The organism is Ruegeria sp. CK2, from assembly GCF_056536585.1.
The window spans coordinates 126,787-152,179 of the sequence record NZ_JBQFPW010000002.1 but is presented as its reverse complement, the minus strand read 5'-3'; the positions used below and the strand labels follow the sequence as shown (position 1 = coordinate 152,179).

The following is a 25,393-nucleotide window of genomic DNA, read 5'->3' as shown; positions in this document are numbered from 1 at the left end:
CTAGCCACGTCGTGGTCGCGCGACGGCCAATGCTATGCCGCCGAGGACGAACACTGCCCCCACGACCAAACGTGGTCCGGCTGTTTCGCCAAGCAGTATGACACCAGCGACAATAGCAATAACCGGAACGCTAAGTTGCACAACAGCCGCTGTTGACGGGACAAGCTGTGGCAGCACGCGGTACCAAAGCGCATAGCCCAGCCCTGAGGTCACACCACCCGACAGCGCGGCCAAGACGTATCCAAACACGCTCATTTGCCAAGCATCGCCAAGGGCCAGCAAAGCCACGGCTGTCACGGGCAGTGCCACAACAAAGTTGGCAGCCGTCCCTTCTAACGCATCCGGTTCGGATCTTCCGGCAAGCGAGTAAATGGCCCAGCCGACGCCTGCCATGACCATCAAGACCGCCCCGACCAGATCCACCTGGATCGCGCCGGATGGCCACAAGACCCAGGCCAACCCGCCCAGCGCCAGTCCGGCGCCCGCAAGCTGCTTGGGTGTCGGTATTGTTCCTGTCAGAGAAGTGGCGGCAAACATCGTGATCTGCACCACCCCGAAAAGGATCAAGGCACCCAGCCCTGCGTCAAGCGTCAGATAGGCCACGGAAAACCCGATCATGTAAAGCGACAGAGACCCAGCCCCGACGATCCGTCTACGGTTGCTCAGGGTCAAACGACCACCGCGCAATTTCACCAAACCAGCAAGGACCAGAGCCCCCGTAAGAACCCGGACAACGGCAAAGCCGGCTGGATCGCTGGCACCGCTATCAATTGCAAGACGGTTCAGGATGGAATTCGACGCAAAGGCGCACATTGTCAGCGCTATTAGCAGAAACAATCTCATATCAACGGCATAGCCGCTTGCACGCGACATTGATACTCACTTTCGCGATCGTTTTGATCTGCGGCCAAAACTTGGGATTCTAGGCGCAACCATTCCCAATTGAATTCGGAATTTAAAAAAACGGGGCCGCACAATGGCGACCCCGTTCAATAGCATTGACGCGTGTCCGGTTGGCAGCTTGGCCAAAAAGGCCAAGCGCCACCAGGGCTATCAGAACTCGCCGAGGCGAGTTCGGCGTCTTACATCATGCCGCCCATGCCGCCCATGTCGGGCATGCCGCCACCGGCAGGCGCGCCTTCTTTGGCGGGCTTGTCAGCAACCATAGCTTCGGTGGTAACCAGCAAGCCAGCAACCGATGCTGCATCTTCCAGAGCGGTCCGGACAACTTTGGCCGGGTCGATGACACCGAACGAGAACATGTCGCCATACTCTTCGGTCTGCGCGTTGAAGCCAAAGGCTGCTTCTGAAGATTCGCGAACCTTGCCGGCAACAACCGCACCGTCGACGCCTGCGTTTTCAGCAATCTGGCGCAGTGGCGATTCGATTGCTTTGCGCACGATGTTGATGCCTGCGTCCTGATCAGCGTTTGCGCCTTTCAGAGTGTCCAGTGCTTTACCAGCCTGAACCAGGGAAACACCACCGCCAACGACAACGCCCTCCTGAACCGCAGCGCGGGTCGCGTTCAGAGCATCGTCAACACGATCTTTACGCTCTTTCACTTCAACTTCGGTCATACCGCCAACGCGGATAACGGCAACACCGCCTGCCAGTTTGGCAACGCGCTCTTGCAGCTTCTCACGGTCGTAGTCGCTGGTGGTTTCTTCGATCTGGGTACGGATCTGGCTAACGCGGGCTTCGATCTCGGCCTTTTCGCCTGCACCGTCAACGATGGTTGTCTCGTCTTTCGTGATCTCGATTTTCTTGGCGGTGCCCAGCATGTCCATGGTGACGGACTCAAGCTTCATGCCCAGATCTTCAGAGATAACCTGACCACCGGTCAGGATAGCGATATCCTGCAGCATGGCCTTACGACGATCGCCGAAGCCCGGTGCTTTGACAGCAGCAATTTTCAGGCCGCCGCGCAGCTTGTTGACAACCAGAGTTGCCAGCGCTTCGCCTTCAACATCCTCGGCAATGATCAGCAGCGGCTTTTGCGACTGGATCACCTGCTCCAGCAGCGGAACCATCGGCTGCAGCGAGGACAGTTTCTTTTCGTGCAGCAGGATCATGCAGTCATCAAGGTCTGCGATCATCTTGTCTGCGTTGGTGACGAAGTAAGGCGACAGGTAGCCACGGTCGAACTGCATGCCTTCGACAACGTCAGTCTCGGTTTCCAGACCTTTGTTTTCTTCGACGGTGATAACACCTTCGTTGCCAACCTTCTGCATCGCGTCCGCGATCTGCTGGCCGATTTCGGCTTCGCCGTTGGCCGAGATGGTGCCAACCTGAGCAACTTCTGCCGAGTCTTTGACTTCGCGCGAAGCGTCTTTGATGCCCTCAACAACCTTGGCAGTTGCCAGGTCGATGCCGCGCTTCAGGTCCATCGGGTTCAGGCCCGCTGCAACCTGCTTCAGGCCTTCTTTGACGATGGACTGAGCCAGAACTGTTGCGGTGGTGGTGCCGTCACCGGCTTCGTCATTGGTGCGGCTGGCGACTTCTTTCACCATCTGCGCGCCCATGTTTTCGAACTTGTCTTCCAGTTCGATTTCCTTGGCAACCGAAACACCGTCTTTGGTGATGCGCGGTGCGCCGAAGGATTTGTCCAGAACCACGTTGCGGCCTTTGGGGCCCAGGGTTACTTTGACAGCATCAGCCAGGATGTTCACACCTGCCAGCATGCGGTTACGGGCATCGGTGTCAAACTTGACGTCCTTAGCAGCCATGTATTTTCTCCTTGAGAAATAGTTTTAAGAATAAGCGTCCAGAGATCAGAGAAAGCGCAGGGCTTACTCGATGATCCCCATGATGTCGCTTTCTTTCATCATCAGCAGCTCTTCGCCGTCGACGTTAACCTCTGTGCCGGACCATTTGCCGAACAGGATTTTGTCGCCAGCTTTCACAGCCATCGCGATCAGCTCTCCACTGTCCTTACGTGCGCCTTCGCCAGTCGAGACGACTTCGCCTTCGCTGGGCTTTTCTTTTGCGCTGTCGGGAATGATCAGACCACCAGCGGTTTTTTCGTCGCTTTCGGTACGGCGAACCAGCACGCGGTCATGAAGCGGTTTCAATGCCATCTTTGCAGCTCCTTGGGCTCAAAGTTTGTTTTCCTCCCCCCGCCGGTTGGCGAGGCGTTATCACTCGACCCTTGCGAGTGATAACGTCGCATAGCTAGGGGGTCGATTGCAGCGAGTCAACAAGATGAGAGAGATTTTTTGGTTCGTCCGAAATGAATTGGCTTCAATCGGTCTGTTCCCAGCTATAGGCCCAGTGTTTCAGGCCGTCATACCCGGCATCAGTCAACCCGTAGATGCCCTTCTCCACCTTATCAAACCATCCATAATGGTTGTCTCGCATCAGGCGCGTAGCCTCGGTCACTCCGGTGGCCATGGCCACGTCCGATCCTTTACTCGCGCCGCACTCAGCAAGATGGCTGGCACACTTCAATGCGTCCTGACGGTAGGCCGTGACGATACCGTGCCGTGTCGCACCCCCTGCGTTTGGATCACCTTCAAGGCGGTCGAATTCCCGCAGCAAGCGTGCGGTCTTTTTCTTGTCCTTACGCGGTGCGTAAGGACCTGGGTCGCACTGCACCTCGACCTCTCCATCCATCCGCACCGTGATAAGGCCCAGCCCCAACCGGCGACACAGCACGAGATTGTCCTTCAACATCCGCCGGGCACTGCGTCCCTTTGGTTTGCACACCGCGATGTAGACCTGATCGGTCAGTTTCAATCTGGTGATCGCCTGATGAAACAACGCCAAAGAGAATTTTAGCTTGAGCTCGACTATGACTGGGTCAGAGCCTTCGCGAATGGCCACAATGTCGGCCGCGCCGACCTCGCCTTTGACGTCATAACCCTGACGCTGCAACAAAGCCTTGATGGGTGGATAAAGATCCTGCTCGCGGTCCATGATCGCATGCTATGCGATTTGCTGCGGAATGCCAGAGGCCGCGTGCAACCCCTTGGTTCGCCTTGCACACCGCCCTGCGCCGGGGCAAGGTCTTGTGCAGAGATGACCCCATCAGGATACCACACATGCGCCTATTCCTGTTTCTGACCTGCCTGCTGCTGCCTGCGACAGCTCGCGCCGCCTGCGAGGGCCGCGATCTGAGAGAAGACTTTACCCCCGAACTGCAAGCAGAATTGGATCAGGCCCTGATCAACTGGCCCTTTTCGGAAGGCAACCATTGGGTCGCCACCAAGGGTTACACGGTGCTGCATCTGATTGGAACGATGCACCTGAACGATCCGCGCATGGATGCGACCGTCGCGCGGCTGACGCCAACACTCAGTCAGGCCGACGCTTTTTATTTCGAAGTGACTCAAGAGGAGATGAACGCCTGGGAACAGGAACTGGCCATGGACCCAAGCCAGATCTTGATCACGTCCGGCCCGACCCTGATTGACCTGCTGCCCGAAGAGGCTTGGACAACCCTGTCTTCTGCGCTGGCCGAGCGTGGCATACCCAGCTGGATGGGGGCGAAAATGCGCCCCTGGTTTTTGGAGATGACGCTGACTATGCCTGCGTGCTTAGTTCAGGACCCGGACGCCAATCATGGGCTGGACGCGCGTCTGACCGAGCTGGCCAAAGAACAAGGCATTCCCCAATTTTCATTGGAGAGCATTGAGGAACTGATGGCCATGTTCGAAATCTACACCATCGAAGAGCAGGCGGAATCGCTGGCGCGGTGGGTCAATTCGTATGAAAACAGCGACGATCAGATGGCCACTGTGACAAATGCTTATTTCGAGGAAAATCACGCACAGTCCATCGAACTCGGTCGAATTATGGCGCGTGAGTATTCTGGTATGTCGCCCGAAGTGTTTGATGAGGAATGGAGTGCATTCGAACAACACTTGCTAATCGAGCGGAACAACAACTGGATGTCGCATCTCCTGAACATTCAGGATCAAACGGCCGTGATAGCCGTGGGTGCAGCGCATCTTGGCGGCAAACACGGCCTGTTGAACCAATTGCAGCAGGCGGGGTACACCCTGACCCGCTCAGCGTTTTGACAGGACCTGGCTAAATTTAGGCCAACTGTCGCAGCAAAAACTCTGCCGGGTGACAACCCAAGCGGACCGCCCTATAAGGCGCGCAAATTCCCATTTTTTAGGATTCCGACATGACCACCCAAGTATTCGGCCATAAGTCCCCCGACACCGATTCCACCGGCTCTCCTATACTGTGGGCCTGGTACTTGAATGAAGTCAAAGGCGAAGCGGCCGAGCCAGTTTTGCTGGGCGAGCCGAACACCGAAGCAGCGTTCATGTTGGACCGCTGGAACCTGCCCAAGCCGCGGATCATCGAAGATGTGGCCGAAGGCGCGGCGGTTGTCATCGTTGACACCAACAATCCTGCTGAGCTGCCCGCCAGCATCAACAGCGCCGATATCCAAGCGATCATTGACCACCACAAACTGGTTGGTGGCCTGGAAACCAAAGGCCCAATCGACATCACTGTACGCCCGCTGGCCTGCACCGCGACGATCATGATCGACCTGATAGGCGATGACGTTGCCAAGATACCCGAAGCTATCAAGGGCGCGGCACTGACCTGCATTCTGTCGGACACTCTGGAATTCCGCTCACCGACGACCACCCCGCATGACCGCGCTGTGGCCGAGAAACTGGCGGCCGATCTGGGACTGGATGTTTCCGCCTATGCCGCAGACATGTTCGCTGCAAAATCCGATGTCTCATCCTTCTCGGATGCCGAGTTGATCCGAATGGACAGCAAGGAATACGAGGTCGACGGCACCAAGTTCCGTGTCTCGGTTCTGGAAACAACCGCACCAGGCGTTGTGCTGGACCGAAAAGCCAGCCTGGCTGAATCGATGGTGGATGTTTCGAAAGAAGACGGCGTTGATCAGGTACTGCTCTTCGTCGTCGACATTCTGAACGAAGAGGCCACTCTGCTGGTGCCCAACGATCTGGTCAAAGGCGTCGCAGAAAAGAGCTTTGGGGCATCCGTTGAAGGCGACAGCGTCGTTCTCCCCGGCGTGATGAGTCGCAAGAAGCAGATCATCCCCAACCTTAAAGTCTAAAGAATAAGCGGGGCCTATCGCTGTGCAGCAGTCAAGCCCCGCAACACTGTTCTAACGACGGCCTCCAACAACAGTTGTACCCAGTGTTGAATCTGATGCGAGTGCCGCCGAATATTTTTCGGAAGAACGGCGACTAAGCATTGTTTCACAAAGCAATGCTCATCGGTGTTTTGGCGTTTTCACTCATGTCTCCATCCTGGAACAAGACAAACCTGGATAGGGTTGTAAAACAACAAGCTGTGCGCCATGTCGCCGCAAGCCAGATCGAACTGAGCAGCGCCGCGTATCGATCAGTGGCCAATCTTTTGCCAATCGGTCATAAGGCGTATGCAGTTTCAGCTTGAGGCCACATATGACCCAGATCATCCCCTCCCTCGCCACTATTTCAGACCGCTACAAGGCCTTGTTTGTGGATCTCTGGGGCTGTGTCCACAACGGGATTACAGCCTTTCCCGAGGCCGTCGCCGCCTTGCAGGCCTATCGTGCCAGCGGTGGGTTGGTTGTGCTGGTCACCAATTCCCCAAAGCCGCGCGCCGGGGTTGCGACCCAGTTGGGGCAATTCAATGTCCCACCAGATGCCTATGACACCATCGCAACCAGCGGCGACTCGGCCCGGTCAGCGATGTTTCGCAGCGCTGTCGGCGAGAAGGTCTATTTCATGGGAGAATGGGAACGCGATGCAGGGTTCTTTGAACCTTTGAAATTGCTCCATCATCCCATCCACATCGAACGTGTTCCTTTGGATCAGGCGGAAGGTATCGTGTGTTGCGGGCCGTTTGATCCTATGGCGGATCCTGACGTGAACCGCCCTGATTTCCTGTATGCAAAGCAGATGGGCCTCAAACTGCTATGTGCCAACCCCGACATCGTCGTCGACCGGGGCGAGGTTCGCGAATGGTGTGCTGGCGCACTGGCACGGCTGTACACCGAAATGGGTGGTGAGAGCCTTTATTTCGGGAAACCGCACCCCCCGATCTACGATCTGGCCCGCCGCCGGCTGCAGGAGCTGGGCACCGACGTTGCGGACGCGGAGATTCTGGCCATCGGGGACGGCCCCCACACCGACATCATGGGCGGAATGGGAGAGGGAATCGATACCCTCTTTATTTCGGGCGGTCTGGCTGCCGCGGAAACAAAAACATCGCACCATCCACACGCAGAATCACTAACCGATTATATTCAAAAAGAAAATATCAACCCCACCTATACAATCGGTCGTTTAAGGTAGTTATTTTTCACTTGATTTTCTGCAGTTGCGAAGTAATAAAGTTGCCAACCTTGGCCTGATGATGGTTTTTTCTTTCACGGTCGATATCGAGTGAGGGCAACATGTTGGACAATCTTCCACGCGGAACGATTTGTATCGAAGACATCGAAATGGGCATGACCCGGCATCTGCGCAAAGTGGTGACAGATGAAGATATCGAGATGTTCGCGCAGATCTCCACTGACCGAAACCCGGTGCATCTGGATGATGACTACGCCCGCGATACAATCTTTGAGGGGCGTATCGCCCATGGAATGCTGACGGCGGGCCTGATCTCGGCCGTGATCGGTGAGCAGCTGCCCGGCCATGGTACGGTCTATATGGGCCAGTCGCTGAAATTTCTGGCCCCTGTGCGCCCTGGTGACATGGTCTATGCCGAGGTCAAGGTGATCGACATGGATGTCGCAAAGCGACGCGTCAAGCTGGACTGCCATTGTTCCGTCGACGGCAAGAAGGTGCTGGTGGGCGAAGCCATGGTTCTCGCACCGTCACGCAAATTCGACTGATCACCCGTCAAAGCAATTAACCAAGAGATTTCCACTGGAAGGATCGGCCGCAAGTATGCGTCGGTTCTGGTCGCGAACGACCTGATGCGCCTTGATCAGCAAGGCAAGACACCACAGACGTTCGGAATTTTGGATAGACGTCGAAACGAGACGCTTGAACATAGGCTCGTTGGACAGTACCCACGCGTCATGCAGATTATTCGGGATTTCCAGTTTATCGAACCAAAGGATCGCGGGGCCAGTGTGGCGATCGGAAACTTTGATGGCGTCCATGTCGGGCATCAGTCTGTCATTGAACTGGCGCGCACTGCGGCGCCAGATGCGCCGCTGGGCATCCTGACATTCGAGCCGCATCCGCGCGAGTATTTCATGCCAGAAGCCCCCCCATTCCGTCTGATGCGTGGCAATGCACGCGCGCATCGGTTGCAAAAACTGGGCGTACAAAAACTCTATGAACTGCCGTTCAACGCGGCGCTTGCCGGTTTATCGCCCGAGGAATTTGCACACAACGTTATCTGCGGCGGGCTGGGGCTGTCCCATGTCGTAGTTGGTGCTGATTTCTGTTTCGGCAAAGGCCGGAGCGGAACCGCACAGGATATGGTTGGGTTTGGTCAGGACATGGGGTTCGGTGTCACAATCGCCCCGCTGATGGAACGGTCGGAAAACGTTGTGTCGTCTACCGCAATCCGCACCGCTCTTACCGAAGGGCGGCCACGGGATGCCGCTGCCATGCTGGGTCATTGGCACAGGATCGAAGGCGAGGTTATCGGCGGTGAGCAGCGTGGGCGCGAGCTGGGTTTTCCCACTGCAAACATGTCGATCGAGGGCCTTCATCCCCCAAGGTTCGGCGTCTACGCGGTACTAGTGGACGTGTTGGATGGCCCGCATCAGGGCAGCTATCATGGGGCAGCGTCAATCGGGGTTCGACCGATGTTCCAAGGTGAGACGCCAAACATTGAAACCTTCCTGTTCGATTTCTCAGGTGATCTTTATGGAGCGACCCTTTCGGTTGGACTGATCGATTTCCTGCGCCCGGAACTGAAATTCGACCGGCTGGATGGGCTGATTGCGCAGATGGAGGCGGATTGCGACCAGGCGCGCGGTATTCTGGCATCACTATGACAACAGAAGACCCTATTGATCGGGCAGGCCTGCCCGCGCGGTTCTGGGAGCGCAAGCCCCTGCGCAACATGACCCAACCCGAATGGGAGGCACTGTGTGACGGCTGTGGGAAGTGTTGCCTGAACAAGTTGGAAGACGAAGACTCAGGCGAAGTTGCCCTGACCTGTGTTGCGTGTCGGCTATTGGACGATGAAAGTTGTCGCTGCACTCAATACGACATTCGGCACCAATTTGTACCTGAATGCATCGTGATGACACCCAGCAATATAGATCAACACGCCTACTGGCTGCCACAGACCTGCGCCTATCGATTGTTGTGGGAAGGTAAGCCTCTTTACGATTGGCACCCTTTGTTGTCAGGTACCCCAGACAGTGTCCGCGCGGCTGGTGTTTCCGTTCAAGGACGCACTGTTTCAGAGTTCGAAACCCCCATGGAAGAGTGGGAAGACTACATCATCGAGGAGCCGACCTGATGCATTTCGCGTCCGACAATTCTGGTCCTGTTCATCCGCAGGTCATGGCCAAAATGACCGAGGCCAATCAGGGATATCAAATGGCCTATGGGGCAGACGTGCTTATGAATGAAGTGCGTGATCGCATCCGCGGTGTTTTTGAGGCTCCGGGGGCTGCCGTCTATCTGGTGGCAACGGGCACGGCAGCAAACTCGCTGGCTCTGGCGACCTTGTCACAGCCTTGGGAAACCGTGTTTTGTTCCCCGGTCGCCCATATCCACGAAGACGAATGCAATGCACCCGAATTCTACAGTGGCGCCAAGCTGACGCTGGTCCCCGGCGGCGACAAAATGGACCCTACGGCTCTGCGGGCTTCCATTTTGGCTGAGGAAACGCGCGGCGTGCACGGTCCGCAGCGCGGGCCGGTATCGATCACGCAAGTGACTGAGCGCGGTTCGGTTTATTCTCTGGAAGAATTGCAAGCGGTGTGTGCGGTTGCCAAAGAGTATGACCTTCCGGTTCATCTGGACGGCGCCCGGTTTGCCAATGCGCTTGTTGCCCTGAATTGCTCGCCCGCCGAGATGACGTGGAAAGCAGGTGTGGATGTTGTCAGTTTTGGCGGAACTAAGAACGGGCTAATGGGCGTAGAAGCCGTGGTCTTTTTCGATGAGAGCAAAGCCTGGGAGTTTGAACTGCGCCGCAAACGCGGGGCGCATCTGTTTTCGAAACATCGCTTTCTGTCGGCCCAGATGGCGGCCTATCTGCAGGACGATCTGTGGCTGAAACTTGCTCGGAAATCGAATGCGAACTGTGCCCGTCTGGCGGATGGCCTGCGCGCGAAAGGCGCCTCGTTTCTGCATGAGCCACAGGCCAACATGATTTTTGCATCCTTCCCGCGATCCAAACATAAGCTTTTGCACGACGCAGGTGCCACTTATCACCTGTGGGGTGCTGAACTGGTTGGGGCGGATGAAAACGAAGCTCTGGCCTGCAGGTTGGTTTGCGATTGGTCTATCGGGCCGGATGAGATCGATCGGTTTCTTGATCTGTTGTGACCGGCAGCGGGGCATTTGAACGCCAGAAGTCCTGAACCAGAATAGCGGTTTCGCGTGGATGCGAGATCGGCAGCATGTGCCCTGCCCCATCGACCGTTGCGTGGCTTGCCGAAGCGAGATGTTGTGCAAGCCCGTCGCAGATGGTTGGCATGACAGGATGGGTTTTTGATCCGCTCAGCAGCAGGATTGGCATTGACGCCTGGCGCAGCGACGCGGGCGCAAGAAGCCCTGCACTGTCGTCATACAACGCGGTTCGCACGGCTGGCACAACGTCTATCCCCCGGATCATGGCCGCGCGCATGCGATCCGGCAAGTCAGCCCATCTGGGGCTGGGCGTGGAAGCCCACATGCGATTGAACAATCGGGCAGCGCGTGGTTTGTCACCAGCTACCAACGCCTCATCAACGGGCTGTGCATCGTTTTCGTATTGTTGAAACAGAGCAGGCGAGTTTTGTTGCGCCACCACAAAAAACACCGGTTCGATCAAAACGGCGCTGCGTACCAGGCCCGGGTACTCAACAGCCAGACGAAGCGCAATCATCGCCCCAAACGAATGACCGATCACATCCATAGGTTCGCTCAATTGCGCCCTTGCCATCGCCGTGGTCTGATCAAAATAGTCACCTGTACCATCCCAATCTGAACTGCGGCCATGAGACAGCATGTCAGGAGCGAAAATCCTGACATGCCCTTTCAGAGCAGACGCCAGACCAGACCATGCGCCAGAATGGGCTATCGTACAGTGAAGGGCGAGCAGATTGCGCTCGCCCTTGCCCATCGATCTGACATGTCCCGGCTGACACGGCACAGCTTAGATCGTCACTTACTCAGTACTGCGAGATGTCGATCTAGGTCGTCCAACCGATCCTGGCCCCAGAACCGCTGATCGTCTTCGGTGATGTAGAACGGAGCGCCAAAGACACCGCGATCTACCGCCTCTTCCAGATTGGCCGAATAGGTTTCGGCGCCAACCAGAAGGCCGCTATCAGCAAGGTCCGGGTTGAACCCCGCGTTCAACAGGCATTCCCGGATCACCTCATCTTGCGCGATGTCTTTTTCTTCGGCCCAGCAGGCGCGTAGAACCGAATGGCATAGCTGACCGACATCCCCAGAGCCGTCCTTGATCGCGGCGATAACGGCATAAGACGACGGTGCCGCATTTGTTGGCCAGTGAGCAGGTTGAAGATTGAACTCCATCCCAACTCTCTCGGACTGACGCAGCAGCTCCTGCGCGCGGTATTCGATGCGCGAGATGTGCCTGTCTTTGGGAGAGACCCCGCCGGTCCGGCCAAACAGGGTGACGATGTCGAGCGGCTTGTAATTGATCGATGCACCATGCTTGGCAGCGATCTCCTCCAACCGCAGGCCTGCCAGATAGGAATAGGGCGACAGTGTCGCAAAAAAGTAGTCAATCTGGGTCATGTTCACTTTCTCCGCTGGGCTATCTTTGCGGAACGGTAAGGCCATGCTAAGCGGTGTCAACATCACGAATCTGTCACATTGCCAACGCTGCCCGGGGACTTCAGCCGATGCCGACACTCAACGAACCCAAGCTTATCGCTGGGAACGCAAATCTTCCGCTTGCCGAAACCATTGCCCGCCGCATGAGCCTGTATCGCGGTGTTGACCAAGGTCTGGTCGATGCGAGGGTCGAACGGTTCAACGACGGAGAGATTTTTGTCGAAGTGTTCGAGAACGTCCGCGGCGAGGATATGTTCATTATCCAGCCAACCTCGAACCCGGCGAATGACAATCTGATGGAACTGCTGATCATAGCTGACGCGCTGCGTCGGTCGTCGGCCTCACGTATCACTGCGGTGATCCCTTACTTCGGTTACGCCCGTCAGGATCGCCGCACCAAAGCCCGTACACCGATCAGCGCCAAGCTTGTTGCCAACATGCTAACCGGTGCCGGAATCGAGCGGGTTCTGACCATGGATCTCCACGCTGCCCAGATCCAGGGCTTCTTTGATATCCCGGTAGACAACCTTTATGCCTCACCCATTTTTGCGCTGGATGTAAAGACCCAGTTCAAGGATCAACTCGACGAGATCATGGTCGTCTCGCCCGACGTTGGCGGCGTGGCTCGTGCCCGTGAGCTGGCAAAACGCATCAACGCCCCGCTGTCGATCGTAGACAAGCGCCGCGAAAAAGCGGGCGAAATAGCCGAAATGACTGTGATCGGGGAAGTCAAAGACAAGATCTGCCTGATCGTCGACGATATGTGCGATACAGCCGGAACGCTCTGCAAGGCAGCACAGGTACTAATGGATAACGGTGCCAAGGAAGTTCATTCCTACATCACCCACGGCGTCATGAGCGGCCCCGCAGTCGAGCGGGTCACGAATTCTGTCATGAAATCGCTGGTGCTGACAGATTCGATCCAGCCGACCAAAGACATCACCAAAGCGAAGAACATCCGCATCGTGCCAACAGCCCCAATCTTTACCCAAGCGATCCTGAACATCTGGAACGGGACGAGCGTTTCGTCCTTGTTCGAGGACAAAACGCTGACTCCGATTTATGAGTCGATGTATCACATGGACTAACCGGGCGGGGCGGCAGAGTATTTCGAGCCTCGCCGCCAACGCTATGAAATTCTGACTTCATAAGACAATGATTGCCTGCAAAGCGGACCTATGCGTTTACATCGTCATTGTCGGCTTCGTGGTTCAAGAGGCCATACGTCAGTCAAACATTCGTAACAGTTGTGACTGTCTCTCGAAAGAAATCCAGCAAACCATCCGTTTCGTGTGAAACAATAATTGTGCGACTGACAACGTCGCGCTGCCTTAAGCCATAGAAAAACTGCTGTTCAAAACGGGTCAGATGCCAGCCATCTCCTAACGCGAAAACTTCAAGCCCAAGAGCTTCGGTTCCTTTAGGGAACACTTCCTGACCGAGTTGCGTGATCACCGCCATCAAGGCTTCGCGAGAATTGGCCCGTTGCCAACTCGTGTCCGTCTCGTCGCGGAAATGTTCGATGCGAAAATCAATGTCATCCGAGATCAAGTCAAAAAGCGAGGCATCGCCGAAGATAAATTTTGTAAGCGCCTGTCCAATGACTGTTTGTTCCAGCTTAACGGAGGTCAACTGCATGGTCATAAATTCCCTTTGTTGTGGCCATGCCAATCTGTCGCCGCTCAATGTATTTGAAAATTGCCGTTATTTCTATCTATGATATAGGCATAGACTATGATTGATCTGAACACCCTGCGCTACTTCACGAGCGCGTTTGAGACAGGAACGTTTAGCCAAGCGGCGCGTGTAAACGGTGTCAGCCAGCCAACGGTCTCTGCGGCAATCCAAAAGCTGGAAGACAGGCTGAGCACGCCTCTGTTCAAGCGATCAAAGAGCGGACTGACGCCGACACCGCTGGCGCACAGGCTCTACTACGAAGCAGAGCAAAGCGTTACTCATCTGTCCACATTGGAGACCCGCCTATGTGACCAGCCACAACAAACGGTCCGAGTTCATTGCGCCCCGGACATTCTGATCCAAGGGATCGCGCCCGGGATGAGCAGTCTGCGGAGAAGTACTCCTACCCTGATCTTCAGCTTCACTGAGAATGCCCGAGACAGCGATCTTGCCTATCTGTCTGATAAGTGTGTTCCAGAAGGCCACGTATTTGCCACGCTGGCAGAAGAACCATATCGCATCGCCGTCGCACGCTTTCATCCGCTCGCTTCATTGCCAGGAGTGCATTTGGCAGATCTCGAGGATGCCCCGCTGATCCACCGGCCATATTGCCCGAATGCCGATCGCATCGAGCTTGTGCCTTCTCGGTTGTCTGTCGCGGCACACGCTACAAACGACATGCAACTACTGGAACTGATAGGGGCTGGGTTGGGAATTGCTTTTGTGCCGCAGTCACACGGAGATGGGCGCGACGACATCAAGCTGTTGCCATTGCTCGATGCAGATGCCGGTACTCGCAAGACCGGTATTTCACATCGCAAGTCCGCCTTCGCAAAAGGATTGGCCGAAAGACTGTTTCCGACTTAGATGCAACAAAACTGCGCTGTGTCGAACAGCCTGTTTGCTGCATCGCTCTTGTCTGTCATGAACGTCGGAATTGAAGTGAAGGTTGCTTTGATCGCTGGCGGACGTTCGCCATCACTAAAGATCCAGCTCTGCGAGGCTGAGCGGGACTTGTGCTAGATGCTAGCTAAGAAATGTCCCAGTCATCTTCATTTGCCAGTTCGCCAATTGCAGTCCAGGCGACTCGGATGCGGGCGATGCGCGTGTCTGACCAGGTTCGGAATACAGCATAGAATCCTTCGGCCGTAACCTCCTCGGCCTGTACTTCGGCGCGCAAGGCAGAGGACGTGTCCACGTCCCACAGTGACACACCAATCTGGACGACCGGAACTGACCGGAAAGGCTGGGTGAACGCAATTTCAGTCCTACGTTCACGCGGGCCATCGCCTGTCCACATCTGTCCGCCATCGGCGAATTCCGAAAATAGAACTTCTTCGCCCTGATCAATGCCAATGGGATGGGATTTAAACGTTTTCATTCTTGCATCATTTTCATTCAATTCTTGCAGCCTACCCCGACCTTATGGCGAACGCACGACAAAAAACGGCCCCGCAAATGCAGGGCCGTCTAAAGAAAACATAGTGCACAGAGACGCTTACAGGCTCATATGCGTTCCAAGAGCTTCCATATCAGCCAGCAGCTTGGCCGCATCGTCGACAACAGACTGATCCTGCCCCTCTTTAGCAGCATCATGCGAGGTGCGGGCCTCGGCGATCAGATCGTCCAGACGCGACCGGGTCACTTCGGCCACTGGAATGGCCTTTTCAGCCAGAACCGACAGGCTGTCGCCGTTGATCTGGGCAAACCCGCCGGTGACCAGGTATTCGCTGGACCCTTCGGGCGCCTCAACCTTCAGCAGACCGGGGCGCAGCGTAGTGATAGTGGCGGCATGATCAGGCATTGCCGTCATATCCCCGTCGGCGCCGGGAAGCTGGACCGCGCTGACCTCAAGCGAAGCAAGGCTCCGCTCGGGGCTGACGAGGTCGAATTGCATCGTGTTTGCCATCAGGTGTGCTCCTTAGGCGGCTTCTGCTGCCATCTTTTCGGCTTTTGCGATCACTTCATCGATGCCGCCAACCATCAGGAAGGCTGCCTCGGGCAGGTGGTCGTATTCGCCGGCGACGACGGCTTTGAATGACGCGATGGTGACATCGAGAGCGACCTGAACGCCGGGCGAACCGGTGAAGACCTCAGCCACATCGAACGGCTGCGACAGGAAGCGTTCAATCTTACGGGCACGGGCCACGGTCAGTTTGTCTTCTTCCGACAGTTCGTCCATGCCAAGAATGGCGATGATGTCCTGCAGCGATTTGTAGCGCTGAAGGATCTGCTGGACGTCGGTCGCAACCGTATAGTGCTCTTCACCAACGATGGCCGGGTCAAGCAGACGAGAGGTCGAGTCAAGCGGGTCAACCGCAGGGTAGATACCTTTTTCCGAAATCGCACGGTTCAGAACCGTGGTCGCGTCCAAGTGTGCGAACGATGTGGCCGGCGCGGGGTCGGTCAAGTCATCCGCAGGGACGTAGACGGCCTGCACCGAGGTGATTGAGCCCGACTTGGTCGAGGTGATCCGTTCCTGCATCGCGCCCATGTCGGTCGCCAGTGTCGGCTGATAGCCCACAGCCGAAGGAATACGACCCAGAAGAGCCGAAACCTCGGAACCCGCCTGCGTAAAGCGGAAGATGTTGTCGACAAAGAAAAGAACGTCGGTTCCGGTCGCATCACGGAATTGTTCCGCCAAGGTCAGACCCGACAGAGCGATCCGCATACGCGCACCCGGAGGCTCGTTCATCTGGCCGTAAACCAGTGCAATCTTCGAATCTTCCAGCTTATCAGGAACGATAACGCCGGATTCGATCATCTCGTGGTACAGGTCATTGCCTTCACGCGTCCGTTCACCAACACCCGCGAACACGGACACGCCCGAGTGCACTTTTGCGATGTTGTTGATCAGTTCCATGATCAGAACGGTTTTACCAACGCCAGCACCGCCGAACAGGCCGATCTTACCGCCTTTGGCGTAAGGGGCCAGCAGATCCACAACCTTGATGCCTGTGACCAGAACTTCGGATTCAGTGGCCTGATCCGAGAAATCCGGCGCATCCTGGTGGATGGCGCGGGTTTCTTTGGTTTCCACTGGGCCTTTTTCGTCGATGGGCTCACCCACAACGTTCAGGATCCGTCCCAAGGTCGCGTTACCGACCGGAACCGCGATCGGGGCGCCGGTGTCGGTTACGGCTTCGCCACGGACCAGACCTTCGGTCGCGTCCATCGCGATGGTGCGGACAGTGTTTTCGCCCAGGTGCTGTGCAACCTCCAAAACCAGCTTCTTGCCGTTGTTGGTGGTTTCCAGCGCGTTCAGAATTTCAGGCAGTGCGTCATCGAAGTGCACGTCAACGACGGCCCCGATGATCTGTGTGACTTTGCCTTTTGCATTCGCCATGTTTCGTCTCCGGTTTGTCTCTACAGCGCCTCAGCGCCGGAAATGATTTCAATCAGCTCGTTGGTGATCACGGCCTGACGCGAACGGTTGAACTGGATCGTCAGCTTGTCGATCATTTCACCCGCGTTGCGTGTCGCGTTGTCCATTGCAGACATCCGTGCACCCTGTTCCGAGGCCCCGTTTTCGAGCAAGCCTGAGAAGATCGCAGTCGCAACCCCCTTAGGCAGCAAATCAGCCAGAATGGCTTCTTCGCTGGGCTCGTAATCGAACACCGCGCCGCTGTCGTCACCCTCGATATCCTCGAACGAGGCAGGGATGATCTGCTGTGCCGTAGGGATCTGCGTCACAACGTTGACGAACTTCGAATAGAAGATCGTGGCAACGTCGAACTCACCCCCGTCGAAACGAGACAGGACGTCCTTTGCGATGTCCTGCGCGTTGGTGTAGCCCAGACGCTTAACCTCGCTCAGATCGACATGGCCCACGAACAGATCGCCATATTCGCGTTTGATCGCGTCGCGACCTTTCTTGCCGACCGTCAGAATTTTGACCGTCTTGCCCTTTGCTTGCAGCTCATAGGCTTTGGCGCGGGCCAGCTTGGCGATGTTCGAGTTGAAGCCGCCACACAGGCCGCGCTCAGCTGTCATGACGACGAGCAGATGGACATCATCACTGCCCGTCCCACGGAGCAGCTTGGGGGCGCTGTCGCTGCCCCCGACCGATGCCGCCAGCCCCGCCATCACGGCATTGAACCGTGCAGCATAGGGGCGCGAGGCTTCGGCAGATTCCTGGGCGCGGCGCAGTTTTGCAGCCGCGACCATTTGCATGGCCTTGGTGATCTTGCGGGTCGACTTGACCGACTCGATCCTGTTTTTAAGATCCTTAAGATTTGGCATATGCCCGCCTCTCCCTTAAGCGAAGGTTGCGGCGTATTCGTCAATCGCAGCCTTGATCTTGTCGGAAGCATCGCCCTTGATCTTGGGATCTTCGTCGGTGATCCACTGGAGCAAGTCGGCGTGCTTGCCGCGCAGATGCGCCAGCAAGCCAGCTTCGTAACGGCCAACATCGGACACGTCGATCTTGTCGAGGTAGCCGTTGGTACCGGCGAAGATAACGCAGACGATCTCGGCGTTGGTCAACGGCGAGTACTGCGGCTGTTTCATCAGCTCGGTCAGGCGCGCACCACGGTTCAGCAGCTGCTGGGTCGCGGCGTCGAGGTCGGAACCGAACTGCGCAAACGCAGCCATTTCGCGGTACTGAGCCAGCTCCAGCTTAACCGGACCGGCAACCGACTTCATCGAGTTGGTCTGAGCCGAGGAGCCCACACGCGAAACCGACAGACCGGTGTTCACAGCGGGGCGGATACCCTGGTAGAACAGTTCGGTTTCAAGGAAGATCTGACCGTCGGTGATCGAGATCACGTTGGTTGGAATAAACGCCGAAACGTCACCACCTTGGGTTTCGATAACCGGCAGAGCGGTCAACGAGCCCGCACCGAAGTCTTCGTTCAGCTTCGCCGAGCGTTCCAGCAGGCGGGAGTGAAGGTAGAAAACGTCACCAGGATAGGCTTCACGTCCGGGCGGACGGCGCAGCAGCAGCGACATCTGACGATAAGATACAGCCTGTTTTGACAGGTCATCATAGATGATCAGCGCGTGGCGACCATTGTCACGGAAGAATTCTGCCATCGCGGTCGCCGCGTAGGGTGCAAGGAACTGCATCGGCGCCGGATCGGACGCGGTCGCGGCCACAACGATCGAGTAATCAATCGCACCGGATTCTTCCAGTTTCTTTACCAACTGAGCAACAGTCGAACGCTTTTGCCCAACAGCAACGTAAACACAGTACAGCTTCTTCGACTCGTCGTCGCCAGCCGCTTCGTTGTAGACCTTCTGGTTCAGGATCGCGTCCAGAGCAACAGCGGTTTTGCCGGTCTGGCGGTCACCAATGATCAGTTCTCGCTGGCCACGGCCAATCGGGATCATCGCGTCAACCGATTTCAGGCCGGTTGCCATCGGCTCGTGCACCGACTTGCGCGGGATGATGCCCGGCGCTTTGACGTCTGCGACGCCGCGCTCGGTGGATTCGATGGGGCCTTTGCCGTCCAGCGGGTTACCCAGACCGTCAACGACCCGACCCAACAGACCGTTGCCGATTGGCACGTCCACGATCGAGTTGGTGCGCTTAACAGTGTCACCTTCTTTGATGTCACGGTCAGAACCAAAAATAACGACACCAACGTTGTCGCTTTCCAGGTTCAGGGCCATCCCCATGATGCCACCCGGGAACTCGACCATTTCACCGGCCTGAACGTTATCGAGGCCATATACACGGGCAATCCCGTCACCGACGCTCAGCACGCGACCAATTTCGGCCACTTCGGCTTCCTGACCAAAGCTTTTGATCTGGTCCTTTAGGATTGCAGAAATCTCTGCAGCTTGGATTCCCATTTATCCGACCTCTTTCATTGCATTCTGTAGGGAGTTGAGCTTCGACCGGATCGAGCTATCGATCATCTTCGAGCCCACTTTAACGACAAGACCGCCGATGAGGCTTTCATCAACGGTCGCATTGATTGTTACGTTTTTGCCAACACGCTCGGACAGCGTCTTGGAAAGTTTTTCCATTTGCGTCTTGGTAAGCGCCTTGGCCGAGGCAACATCGGCAGTCACTTCGCCGCGTTCGTCTGCCAGCATGTCGCGCAGGACGTTCACCAGTTGCGGTACAACGAACAGACGGCGTTTCTGCGCCATCAGGCCCAGCGTATTGCGCAGGATGGCATGCAGCCCCATCTTGTCGGCAATCGCGGTAATGGCTGATTCCTGTTCTGCGCGGGACACCAGCGGCGACGCAATCAGGTCGCGCAAGTCGGCACTGTCGCCCAAAGCTGCTGCCAGATCATTGATGCCGGTTTCCAGACCTGCGAGGTCTTTATTCTCTTTGGCGATCTCGAAGATCGCGGTGGCATAGCGCATGGCAATGCCTGTGGAAATCGAAGCTGGTTCGGACACGTCCACCCTTCCGATATTTTGGGCCCCGAATTCGCGTTGCGGCAGCTACCCCGGGGGCGTGAAGAAACCCCGTCCAAAAGGCCGGGGATCAAAATCAACGGGGATGTAGCAGAGCCGAACCAAGCTAGCAATATATTATAACCATCACAGTGTTATCCACAAAACGTTTTAATTCATACACTTAAGGCAAGTGCGACCCTTTGGTTCAGGCACACCAGTTGAAAAATGTTACGAAATTGCAGGTTTTTGCGATTCCTGTGACTTTTTTCCCTCATGATTTTGCCTTCAACGGACCTTATGAAGGCTCGCTTCATCAGGCAGGCTTCAGCAATCCATCGAGTGCTTTTATCGGTCGTTTTTCGGTGTCTTTGGTCACGTTGCCACCTGGCGGTCGTATGTGTTTGGTCGCTTCCACCATCAGGACGCCACCTGCCATGACCGTCGGCAATCGTTGTCCTGTTTTTTCGATCAGGCTGCCGGATTTCAGCCAGTAGCGCTTGAAGGATGGCGGCATGTACAGGGCGGAACAATGAGACCCCGGCAGGAAATGATGGGCCTTTAACTGGTTTTCCAGTTGTGAGGCCGAATAAGGTCGCCCGTAGCCGAACGGGGTTCGGTCCGATCGTGACCATAACCCGGCCCGGTTCGGCACAATAAACAGCGCCCGCCCGCCTGGGCCCAGAACGCGCCAGCATTCTTCTAACAGCTGAGTAGGTCGTTCTGAGGTTTCCAGCCCGTGCATCACCACCAACTTGTCCACATGACCGGTTTCGATGGGCCAGAGCGTTTCTTCCGTCAGAACCGAAACATTCGGCATCCCGGCTGGCCACGGCATAACACCTTGCGGGCCGGGCATGAGGCCGATCACACGCCGCGCCTCCTTCAGGTAGGGGCGCAGTAGCGGCACCGCAAACCCAAAACCAGCAACAGTCTGACCTTTTGCCTCAGGCCACAGATCTGTCAGGCGGCCACGTATTGCCGCCTGCGCAGCACGCCCTAACGTGCTGCGGTAATAGAAATTCCTCAGATCCTGCACATCAAGATGCATTGCGGACACCTGGTCAATCGGCTTAGCTGAGTGCAGTCTAGCAACGAAAGGGCAAAAGGCCATGCCTCTTGAGATCGTCACCATCCCGTGCCTCAGCGACAATTACGCTTTTCTCGCCCACGACCCTGTCAGTGGCGACACAGCGCTTGTCGACGCGCCGCAGGCAGAACCGATTCTTACCGCGCTGAATGAGCGGAACTGGCGGTTGAGCCACATTCTTCTGACCCATCACCACTGGGATCACGTAGATGGCCTTGCTGCTATTCTTGAAGCCCATCCGGCACAAGTGGTCGGCGCTACGGCAGATGCCCACCGCCTGCCGCCCCTGAACTTGCAGGTTGCTGAAGGGGATAGATTTGAAATCGGCGGCGAACCGGTCGAGGTTCTGGACGTCTCAGGCCACACTGTAGGCCATGTGGCCTTTTACCTACCCAAAAGCAAAGCGGTGTTTACAGCCGACAGCCTGATGGCCCTTGGGTGCGGGCGTCTTTTTGAAGGCACTGCCCCTCAAATGTGGTCCTCTCTAAGCAAACTAGCCGCCCTGCCCGACGACACGCTGGTATGTTCGGGGCATGAATACACCCAATCCAATGCCAGATTCGCCCTGACAATCGATCCAGGCAATTTGGCTTTGCAGGACCGGGTAGTCGAAATTGATCGTGCGCGTGCAACAGGGATACCCACTGTTCCTTCAATTCTGGCTTTGGAAAAGGCCACAAATCCCTTCTTGCGGGCGGCAGATCCAGCGATTCAAGCGCATTTAGGCATGGAAACCTCGGACCCAGCCAAAGTTTTTGCCGAGATCCGGTCTAGAAAAGACAGGTTTTAGTGCCTATTTCGCCCTCTTCACGGCCACGGTCACAGGAAATGTGACTGTCAAGTGAAAGAAAACCCTTGAAGCCGGGCCACGATCAACCAAACTCTAATAGTATGAGGACATGGTTGGGATGGGGATCCGGCCGAAGCCCGCCCCTTCCGACCCAAGACAGAGGAGCACCCGCGTGCCTTCATTCTCGAGCACATTAGAACAAGCCATCCACGCGGCCTTGGCAGCTGCGAATGAGCGGCGCCACGAATTTGCAACGCTAGAGCATCTGCTACTGGCGCTTTTGGAAGAACCTGACGCCATCCGTGTCATGAAAGCTTGCAGCGTTGATCTGGACGAGCTGCGCAGCACTCTGGTCGAGTTCATTGATGAGGACCTGTCCAATCTGGTCACGGATATCGACGGATCCGAAGCCGTCCCGACGGCAGCTTTCCAACGTGTTATTCAGCGCGCTGCCATCCATGTCCAAAGTTCTGGCCGAACAGAAGTTACCGGAGCAAATGTACTGGTTGCGATCTTTGCCGAGCGCGAAAGCAACGCGGCCTATTTCCTTCAAGAACAGGACATGACCCGTTACGACGCGGTCAATTTCATCGCCCATGGTGTTGCCAAGGACCCAGCATATGGCGAAAGCCGGTCCGTCTCCGGTGCGGATCAGGTCGAAGAAGAGGCGCAGGCGGGTTCCGGCGAGGCAGAACAGAAAGAAAGCGCACTGGGAAAATACTGCGTCGATCTGAATGCAAAATCCCGCGCTGGCGATGTAGACCCCTTGATCGGCCGGGCCGACGAGGTGGAACGTTGCATTCAGGTGCTTTGCCGCCGTCGCAAGAACAACCCGCTTCTGGTTGGCGACCCCGGTGTTGGCAAAACAGCCATAGCCGAAGGTCTGGCCTATAAGATTGTACAGGGCGAAGCACCCGACGTGCTCTCCGAAACAACGATCTATTCGCTCGACATGGGCGCGCTGTTGGCCGGGACCCGCTATCGCGGTGATTTCGAAGAACGCCTGAAGGCGGTGGTCACCGAGTTGGAAGACCACCCCGACGCAGTGCTGTTCATTGATGAGATTCACACGGTCATTGGCGCTGGCGCCACCTCAGGCGGTGCTATGGATGCCTCGAACCTGCTGAAGCCTGCGCTTCAGGGCGGCAAGCTGCGGACCATGGGGTCGACGACGTATAAAGAGTTCCGTCAGCACTTTGAGAAAGACCGTGCCCTGTCCCGCCGGTTCCAGAAGATCGATGTAAACGAGCCTACGGTTGAAGACAGCGTAAAGATTCTGCGCGGCCTCAAGCCCTATTTTGAGAAGCATCACGAGATCAAATATACCGCAGATGCAATCAAGACAGCGGTTGAGCTGTCTGCGCGCTACATCAATGATCGCAAATTGCCGGACAAAGCCATCGATGTAATCGACGAGGCTGGCGCCGCCCAGCATCTGGTCGCAGAAAGCAAGCGTCGCAAAACCATCGGCGTCAAGGAGATCGAAGCTGTGGTGGCCAAGATTGCGCGCATTCCGCCGAAGAACGTCACCAAAGACGATGCCGAGGTTCTGAAAGACCTGGAAGCATCTCTGAAACGCGTGGTGTTTGGTCAGGATCTGGCCATCGAAGCGCTCTCAAGCGCGATCAAACTGGCGCGCGCCGGTCTGCGTGAGCCCGAAAAACCAATTGGCAACTACCTGTTCGCGGGACCAACTGGTGTCGGGAAGACAGAGGTCGCAAAGCAACTGGCCGATACTTTGGGTGTCGAACTGCTGCGCTTTGATATGTCCGAGTACATGGAAAAACACGCGGTCAGCCGTCTGATCGGCGCACCTCCGGGATATGTAGGCTTCGATCAGGGTGGCCTGCTGACTGACGGTGTCGATCAACACCCGCATTGTGTGTTGCTTCTGGACGAGATCGAAAAGGCGCACCCGGATGTGTTCAACATCCTGTTGCAAGTGATGGACCACGGTGAATTGACCGATCACAACGGCCGTACGGTGAATTTCCGCAACGTTGTCCTGATCATGACTTCAAACGCAGGTGCGCAGGAACAGGCCAAGGCCGCCATCGGCTTTGCCCGTGATCGTCGCGAGGGTGAGGATACCGCAGCGATCGAACGCATGTTCACGCCGGAATTCCGCAACCGTCTGGATGCCGTAATCTCCTTCGCACCATTGCCGAAAGAGGTCATTCTGCAAGTGGTCGAGAAATTCGTCTTGCAGCTTGAAGCGCAATTGCTGGATCGCGGTGTGACCATCGATCTGACGACCAAGGCGGCTGCCTGGCTGGCCGACAAAGGATATGATGACAAGATGGGCGCGCGGCCTCTTGGGCGCGTCATTCAAGAGCATATCAAAAAACCTCTCGCCGAAGAGCTTTTGTTCGGGAAGCTGGCCAAAGGCGGTGTGGTGCGGGTATCGGTCAAGAAAGGTGAGCTGGACCTAGAAATCCTGGGGCCCGATCAGCGGCGTATCCCGGGCGACAAGCCGCCATTGCTGACGGCAGATTGATCTAACCGACCAAAATTTATCAAGAACCGCCCGGCCGCTGACCAGCGCCGGGCGGCTTTGCGTTTTGGTCTGGGTCAAATCTGACACTGTATCTTGTCTGCGCGACGGAAACTGAAACTCCATACGTTTAGTCCTAGTACACGGTCATCTGAGGAGTTTGGGAATGCACAGGAAAAAAACCATGATTTGGGGTGTCGCTATTTTGGCATCTGTTAGCGCGGCCGTAGCGACGGCACAGCATAGGTTTCGCTATCATGACGAAACCGAAACCAGACCGATCAACCTTGTGCCTGCAACGGTCGACCCAGGCACCAATCAATCCGAAATCAAAGAAACGGCATCTAAGCTGCGCCTGACTGGCAACGGCATTCCTGACCACCTTGTTGGGCAGTTTCCCAACCGCGGAAATCCACACAGCATTTCCACTCAGAATGTAAAACTGAACATTCCGGCAAATCCAAAATCGACCGGATCCAGAACACCGTTACAAATGGGTTGGAATTTTGGCGTCTCGCTGACCGGAGTGACGTTTGATCCACTGGCAGCAGAATTCTGGCACGGGGATCAACGCTCAGGGTGGTCTTACAATGCCTTGGGTGGAGCGATTGCTCTGGGTCTTGACGCGAACTATGCGCATGTTCAGCCAAATGGAAAATATCACTATCACGGCGTCCCGACCGGATTGATCGAACTGCATGACTGGTCACCTGTAAAGCACTCGCCCCTGATTGGGTACGCTGCCGATGGCTATCCGATTTATGCCATGACTGGTGTGATTGACGGCCAGGTGATCCAAATGACCTCATCTTACCGTTTGAAATCCGGCAATCGGCCAGGGGGCAACCAACCGGACGGTCGATATGATGGCACGTTCAACGAGGACTATGCCTATGTTCAGGGCAGCGGGACATTGGATCAGTGTAACGGCGCGTTTACTGTTTCAGCCGAATACCCATCTGGAACCTATGCCTATTTCCTGACCGAAAACTACCCGGTGATCCCAAGGTGCTTTGCCGGAACACCGGACAAAAGTTTCCGTTTTGGGCGTCAATAGTCTGAAGTCTCAGAAA

At 56.2% G+C, this 25,393-nt stretch carries 26 protein-coding genes; 12 read left to right on the top strand and 14 right to left on the bottom strand.

Features of this window, described 5'->3' with window-relative positions:
- The 4 genes from ACR0BU_RS03940 to ACR0BU_RS03925 all read right to left on the bottom strand — a co-directional run bounded on the left by ACR0BU_RS03940 (window position 1) and on the right by ACR0BU_RS03925 (window position 3,915).
- The gene (locus ACR0BU_RS03940; RefSeq protein ID WP_480736313.1) at window positions 1-843 is read right to left on the bottom strand and encodes a DMT family transporter; all 843 of its coding nucleotides are present in this window, start codon (window positions 841-843) and stop codon (window positions 1-3) included.
- 239 nt (window positions 844-1,082) lie between these two features.
- The gene (gene groL / locus ACR0BU_RS03935) at window positions 1,083-2,726 is read right to left on the bottom strand and encodes a chaperonin GroEL (protein ID WP_298933875.1); all 1,644 of its coding nucleotides are present in this window, start codon (window positions 2,724-2,726) and stop codon (window positions 1,083-1,085) included.
- Between the two features lie 63 nt (window positions 2,727-2,789).
- Window positions 2,790-3,077, bottom strand: a complete 288-nt coding sequence (locus tag ACR0BU_RS03930; protein ID WP_298933877.1) for a co-chaperone GroES — start codon at window positions 3,075-3,077, stop codon at window positions 2,790-2,792.
- A 163-nt stretch (window positions 3,078-3,240) separates the two neighbouring features.
- On the bottom strand, window positions 3,241-3,915 hold the full coding sequence (locus ACR0BU_RS03925; RefSeq protein ID WP_299077304.1) for a DUF2161 domain-containing phosphodiesterase: 675 nt from the start codon (window positions 3,913-3,915) through the stop codon (window positions 3,241-3,243).
- A 125-nt stretch (window positions 3,916-4,040) separates the two neighbouring features.
- Between ACR0BU_RS03925 and ACR0BU_RS03920 the strand changes: the two genes are divergently transcribed.
- From ACR0BU_RS03920 to ACR0BU_RS03890, 7 genes are all read left to right on the top strand, one after another.
- Complete coding sequence (locus tag ACR0BU_RS03920) at window positions 4,041-5,021, top strand: TraB/GumN family protein (protein WP_480736133.1); 981 nt, start codon at window positions 4,041-4,043, stop codon at window positions 5,019-5,021.
- 110 nt (window positions 5,022-5,131) lie between these two features.
- Entirely contained in the window at window positions 5,132-6,052 is a 921-nt protein-coding gene (locus ACR0BU_RS03915) for a manganese-dependent inorganic pyrophosphatase (protein WP_298933881.1), read from the top strand.
- 352 nt (window positions 6,053-6,404) lie between these two features.
- Window positions 6,405-7,280 carry a TIGR01459 family HAD-type hydrolase gene (locus ACR0BU_RS03910; protein WP_480736135.1) on the top strand — a complete coding sequence of 292 codons (876 nt, stop codon included), beginning with the start codon at window positions 6,405-6,407 and terminating at the stop codon, window positions 7,278-7,280.
- Between the two features lie 101 nt (window positions 7,281-7,381).
- On the top strand, window positions 7,382-7,825 hold the full coding sequence (locus ACR0BU_RS03905; RefSeq protein WP_120632010.1) for a MaoC family dehydratase: 444 nt from the start codon (window positions 7,382-7,384) through the stop codon (window positions 7,823-7,825).
- 189 nt (window positions 7,826-8,014) lie between these two features.
- The gene (locus tag ACR0BU_RS03900) at window positions 8,015-8,947 is read left to right on the top strand and encodes a bifunctional riboflavin kinase/FAD synthetase (RefSeq protein WP_480736136.1); all 933 of its coding nucleotides are present in this window, start codon (window positions 8,015-8,017) and stop codon (window positions 8,945-8,947) included.
- Complete coding sequence (locus ACR0BU_RS03895; protein WP_480736138.1) at window positions 8,944-9,420, top strand: YcgN family cysteine cluster protein; 477 nt, start codon at window positions 8,944-8,946, stop codon at window positions 9,418-9,420. Before ACR0BU_RS03900 ends, ACR0BU_RS03895 begins: the two co-directional genes overlap by 4 nt.
- Complete coding sequence (locus ACR0BU_RS03890) at window positions 9,420-10,454, top strand: threonine aldolase family protein (RefSeq protein WP_480736139.1); 1,035 nt, start codon at window positions 9,420-9,422, stop codon at window positions 10,452-10,454. Before ACR0BU_RS03895 ends, ACR0BU_RS03890 begins: the two co-directional genes overlap by 1 nt.
- Here the strand turns inward: ACR0BU_RS03890 and ACR0BU_RS03885 are convergent.
- Both ACR0BU_RS03885 and ACR0BU_RS03880 read right to left on the bottom strand, forming a co-directional pair.
- The gene (locus ACR0BU_RS03885) at window positions 10,411-11,232 is read right to left on the bottom strand and encodes an alpha/beta fold hydrolase (RefSeq protein WP_480736141.1); all 822 of its coding nucleotides are present in this window, start codon (window positions 11,230-11,232) and stop codon (window positions 10,411-10,413) included. The two genes, ACR0BU_RS03890 and ACR0BU_RS03885, sit on opposite strands and share 44 nt — an antisense overlap.
- 41 nt (window positions 11,233-11,273) lie before the next feature.
- A complete protein-coding gene (locus ACR0BU_RS03880; protein WP_480736142.1) occupies window positions 11,274-11,876 on the bottom strand; it encodes a DsbA family protein in 603 nt (200 codons plus the stop codon).
- Between the two features lie 107 nt (window positions 11,877-11,983).
- On the opposite strand from ACR0BU_RS03880, the gene ACR0BU_RS03875 reads away from it, so the two are divergent.
- Window positions 11,984-13,003 carry a ribose-phosphate pyrophosphokinase gene (locus ACR0BU_RS03875; RefSeq protein WP_298933896.1) on the top strand — a complete coding sequence of 340 codons (1,020 nt, stop codon included), beginning with the start codon at window positions 11,984-11,986 and terminating at the stop codon, window positions 13,001-13,003.
- Window positions 13,004-13,145: 142 nt separating this feature from the next.
- Here the strand turns inward: ACR0BU_RS03875 and ACR0BU_RS03870 are convergent, their stop codons facing one another.
- Window positions 13,146-13,559, bottom strand: a complete 414-nt coding sequence (locus tag ACR0BU_RS03870; RefSeq protein ID WP_480736144.1) for a hypothetical protein — start codon at window positions 13,557-13,559, stop codon at window positions 13,146-13,148.
- 90 nt (window positions 13,560-13,649) lie between these two features.
- On the opposite strand from ACR0BU_RS03870, the gene ACR0BU_RS03865 reads away from it, so the two are divergent.
- Complete coding sequence (locus ACR0BU_RS03865; protein WP_480736146.1) at window positions 13,650-14,459, top strand: LysR family transcriptional regulator; 810 nt, start codon at window positions 13,650-13,652, stop codon at window positions 14,457-14,459.
- A 163-nt stretch (window positions 14,460-14,622) separates the two neighbouring features.
- Here ACR0BU_RS03865 and ACR0BU_RS03860 read toward each other — a convergent pair whose 3' ends face one another.
- From ACR0BU_RS03860 to ACR0BU_RS03830, 7 genes are all read right to left on the bottom strand, one after another.
- On the bottom strand, window positions 14,623-14,973 hold the full coding sequence (locus ACR0BU_RS03860) for an H-type lectin domain-containing protein (RefSeq protein ID WP_480736147.1): 351 nt from the start codon (window positions 14,971-14,973) through the stop codon (window positions 14,623-14,625).
- 117 nt (window positions 14,974-15,090) lie between these two features.
- Window positions 15,091-15,501, bottom strand: a complete 411-nt coding sequence (locus ACR0BU_RS03855; RefSeq protein WP_480736149.1) for a F0F1 ATP synthase subunit epsilon — start codon at window positions 15,499-15,501, stop codon at window positions 15,091-15,093.
- A gap of 12 nt (window positions 15,502-15,513) precedes the next feature.
- A complete protein-coding gene (gene atpD, locus ACR0BU_RS03850) occupies window positions 15,514-16,938 on the bottom strand; it encodes a F0F1 ATP synthase subunit beta (RefSeq protein ID WP_298933907.1) in 1,425 nt (474 codons plus the stop codon).
- A 20-nt stretch (window positions 16,939-16,958) separates the two neighbouring features.
- Entirely contained in the window at window positions 16,959-17,834 is an 876-nt protein-coding gene (locus ACR0BU_RS03845; protein ID WP_298933908.1) for a F0F1 ATP synthase subunit gamma, read from the bottom strand.
- A gap of 15 nt (window positions 17,835-17,849) precedes the next feature.
- On the bottom strand, window positions 17,850-19,388 hold the full coding sequence (atpA, locus tag ACR0BU_RS03840; protein WP_298933910.1) for a F0F1 ATP synthase subunit alpha: 1,539 nt from the start codon (window positions 19,386-19,388) through the stop codon (window positions 17,850-17,852).
- Window positions 19,389-19,949 carry a F0F1 ATP synthase subunit delta gene (locus ACR0BU_RS03835; RefSeq protein ID WP_299886519.1) on the bottom strand — a complete coding sequence of 187 codons (561 nt, stop codon included), beginning with the start codon at window positions 19,947-19,949 and terminating at the stop codon, window positions 19,389-19,391. It lies immediately after the preceding gene.
- Window positions 19,950-20,262: 313 nt separating this feature from the next.
- Complete coding sequence (locus ACR0BU_RS03830; protein ID WP_298934067.1) at window positions 20,263-20,997, bottom strand: class I SAM-dependent methyltransferase; 735 nt, start codon at window positions 20,995-20,997, stop codon at window positions 20,263-20,265.
- Window positions 20,998-21,058: 61 nt separating this feature from the next.
- On the opposite strand from ACR0BU_RS03830, the gene gloB reads away from it, so the two are divergent.
- The 3 genes from gloB to ACR0BU_RS03815 all read left to right on the top strand — a co-directional run bounded on the left by gloB (window position 21,059) and on the right by ACR0BU_RS03815 (window position 25,377).
- The gene (gloB, locus tag ACR0BU_RS03825; protein ID WP_480736151.1) at window positions 21,059-21,826 is read left to right on the top strand and encodes a hydroxyacylglutathione hydrolase; all 768 of its coding nucleotides are present in this window, start codon (window positions 21,059-21,061) and stop codon (window positions 21,824-21,826) included.
- Between the two features lie 172 nt (window positions 21,827-21,998).
- Window positions 21,999-24,323 carry an ATP-dependent Clp protease ATP-binding subunit ClpA gene (gene clpA / locus ACR0BU_RS03820; RefSeq protein ID WP_298933916.1) on the top strand — a complete coding sequence of 775 codons (2,325 nt, stop codon included), beginning with the start codon at window positions 21,999-22,001 and terminating at the stop codon, window positions 24,321-24,323.
- A gap of 163 nt (window positions 24,324-24,486) precedes the next feature.
- Complete coding sequence (locus ACR0BU_RS03815) at window positions 24,487-25,377, top strand: YHYH protein (RefSeq protein ID WP_299886529.1); 891 nt, start codon at window positions 24,487-24,489, stop codon at window positions 25,375-25,377.
- The last annotated feature ends 16 nt before the right edge of the window (window positions 25,378-25,393 follow it).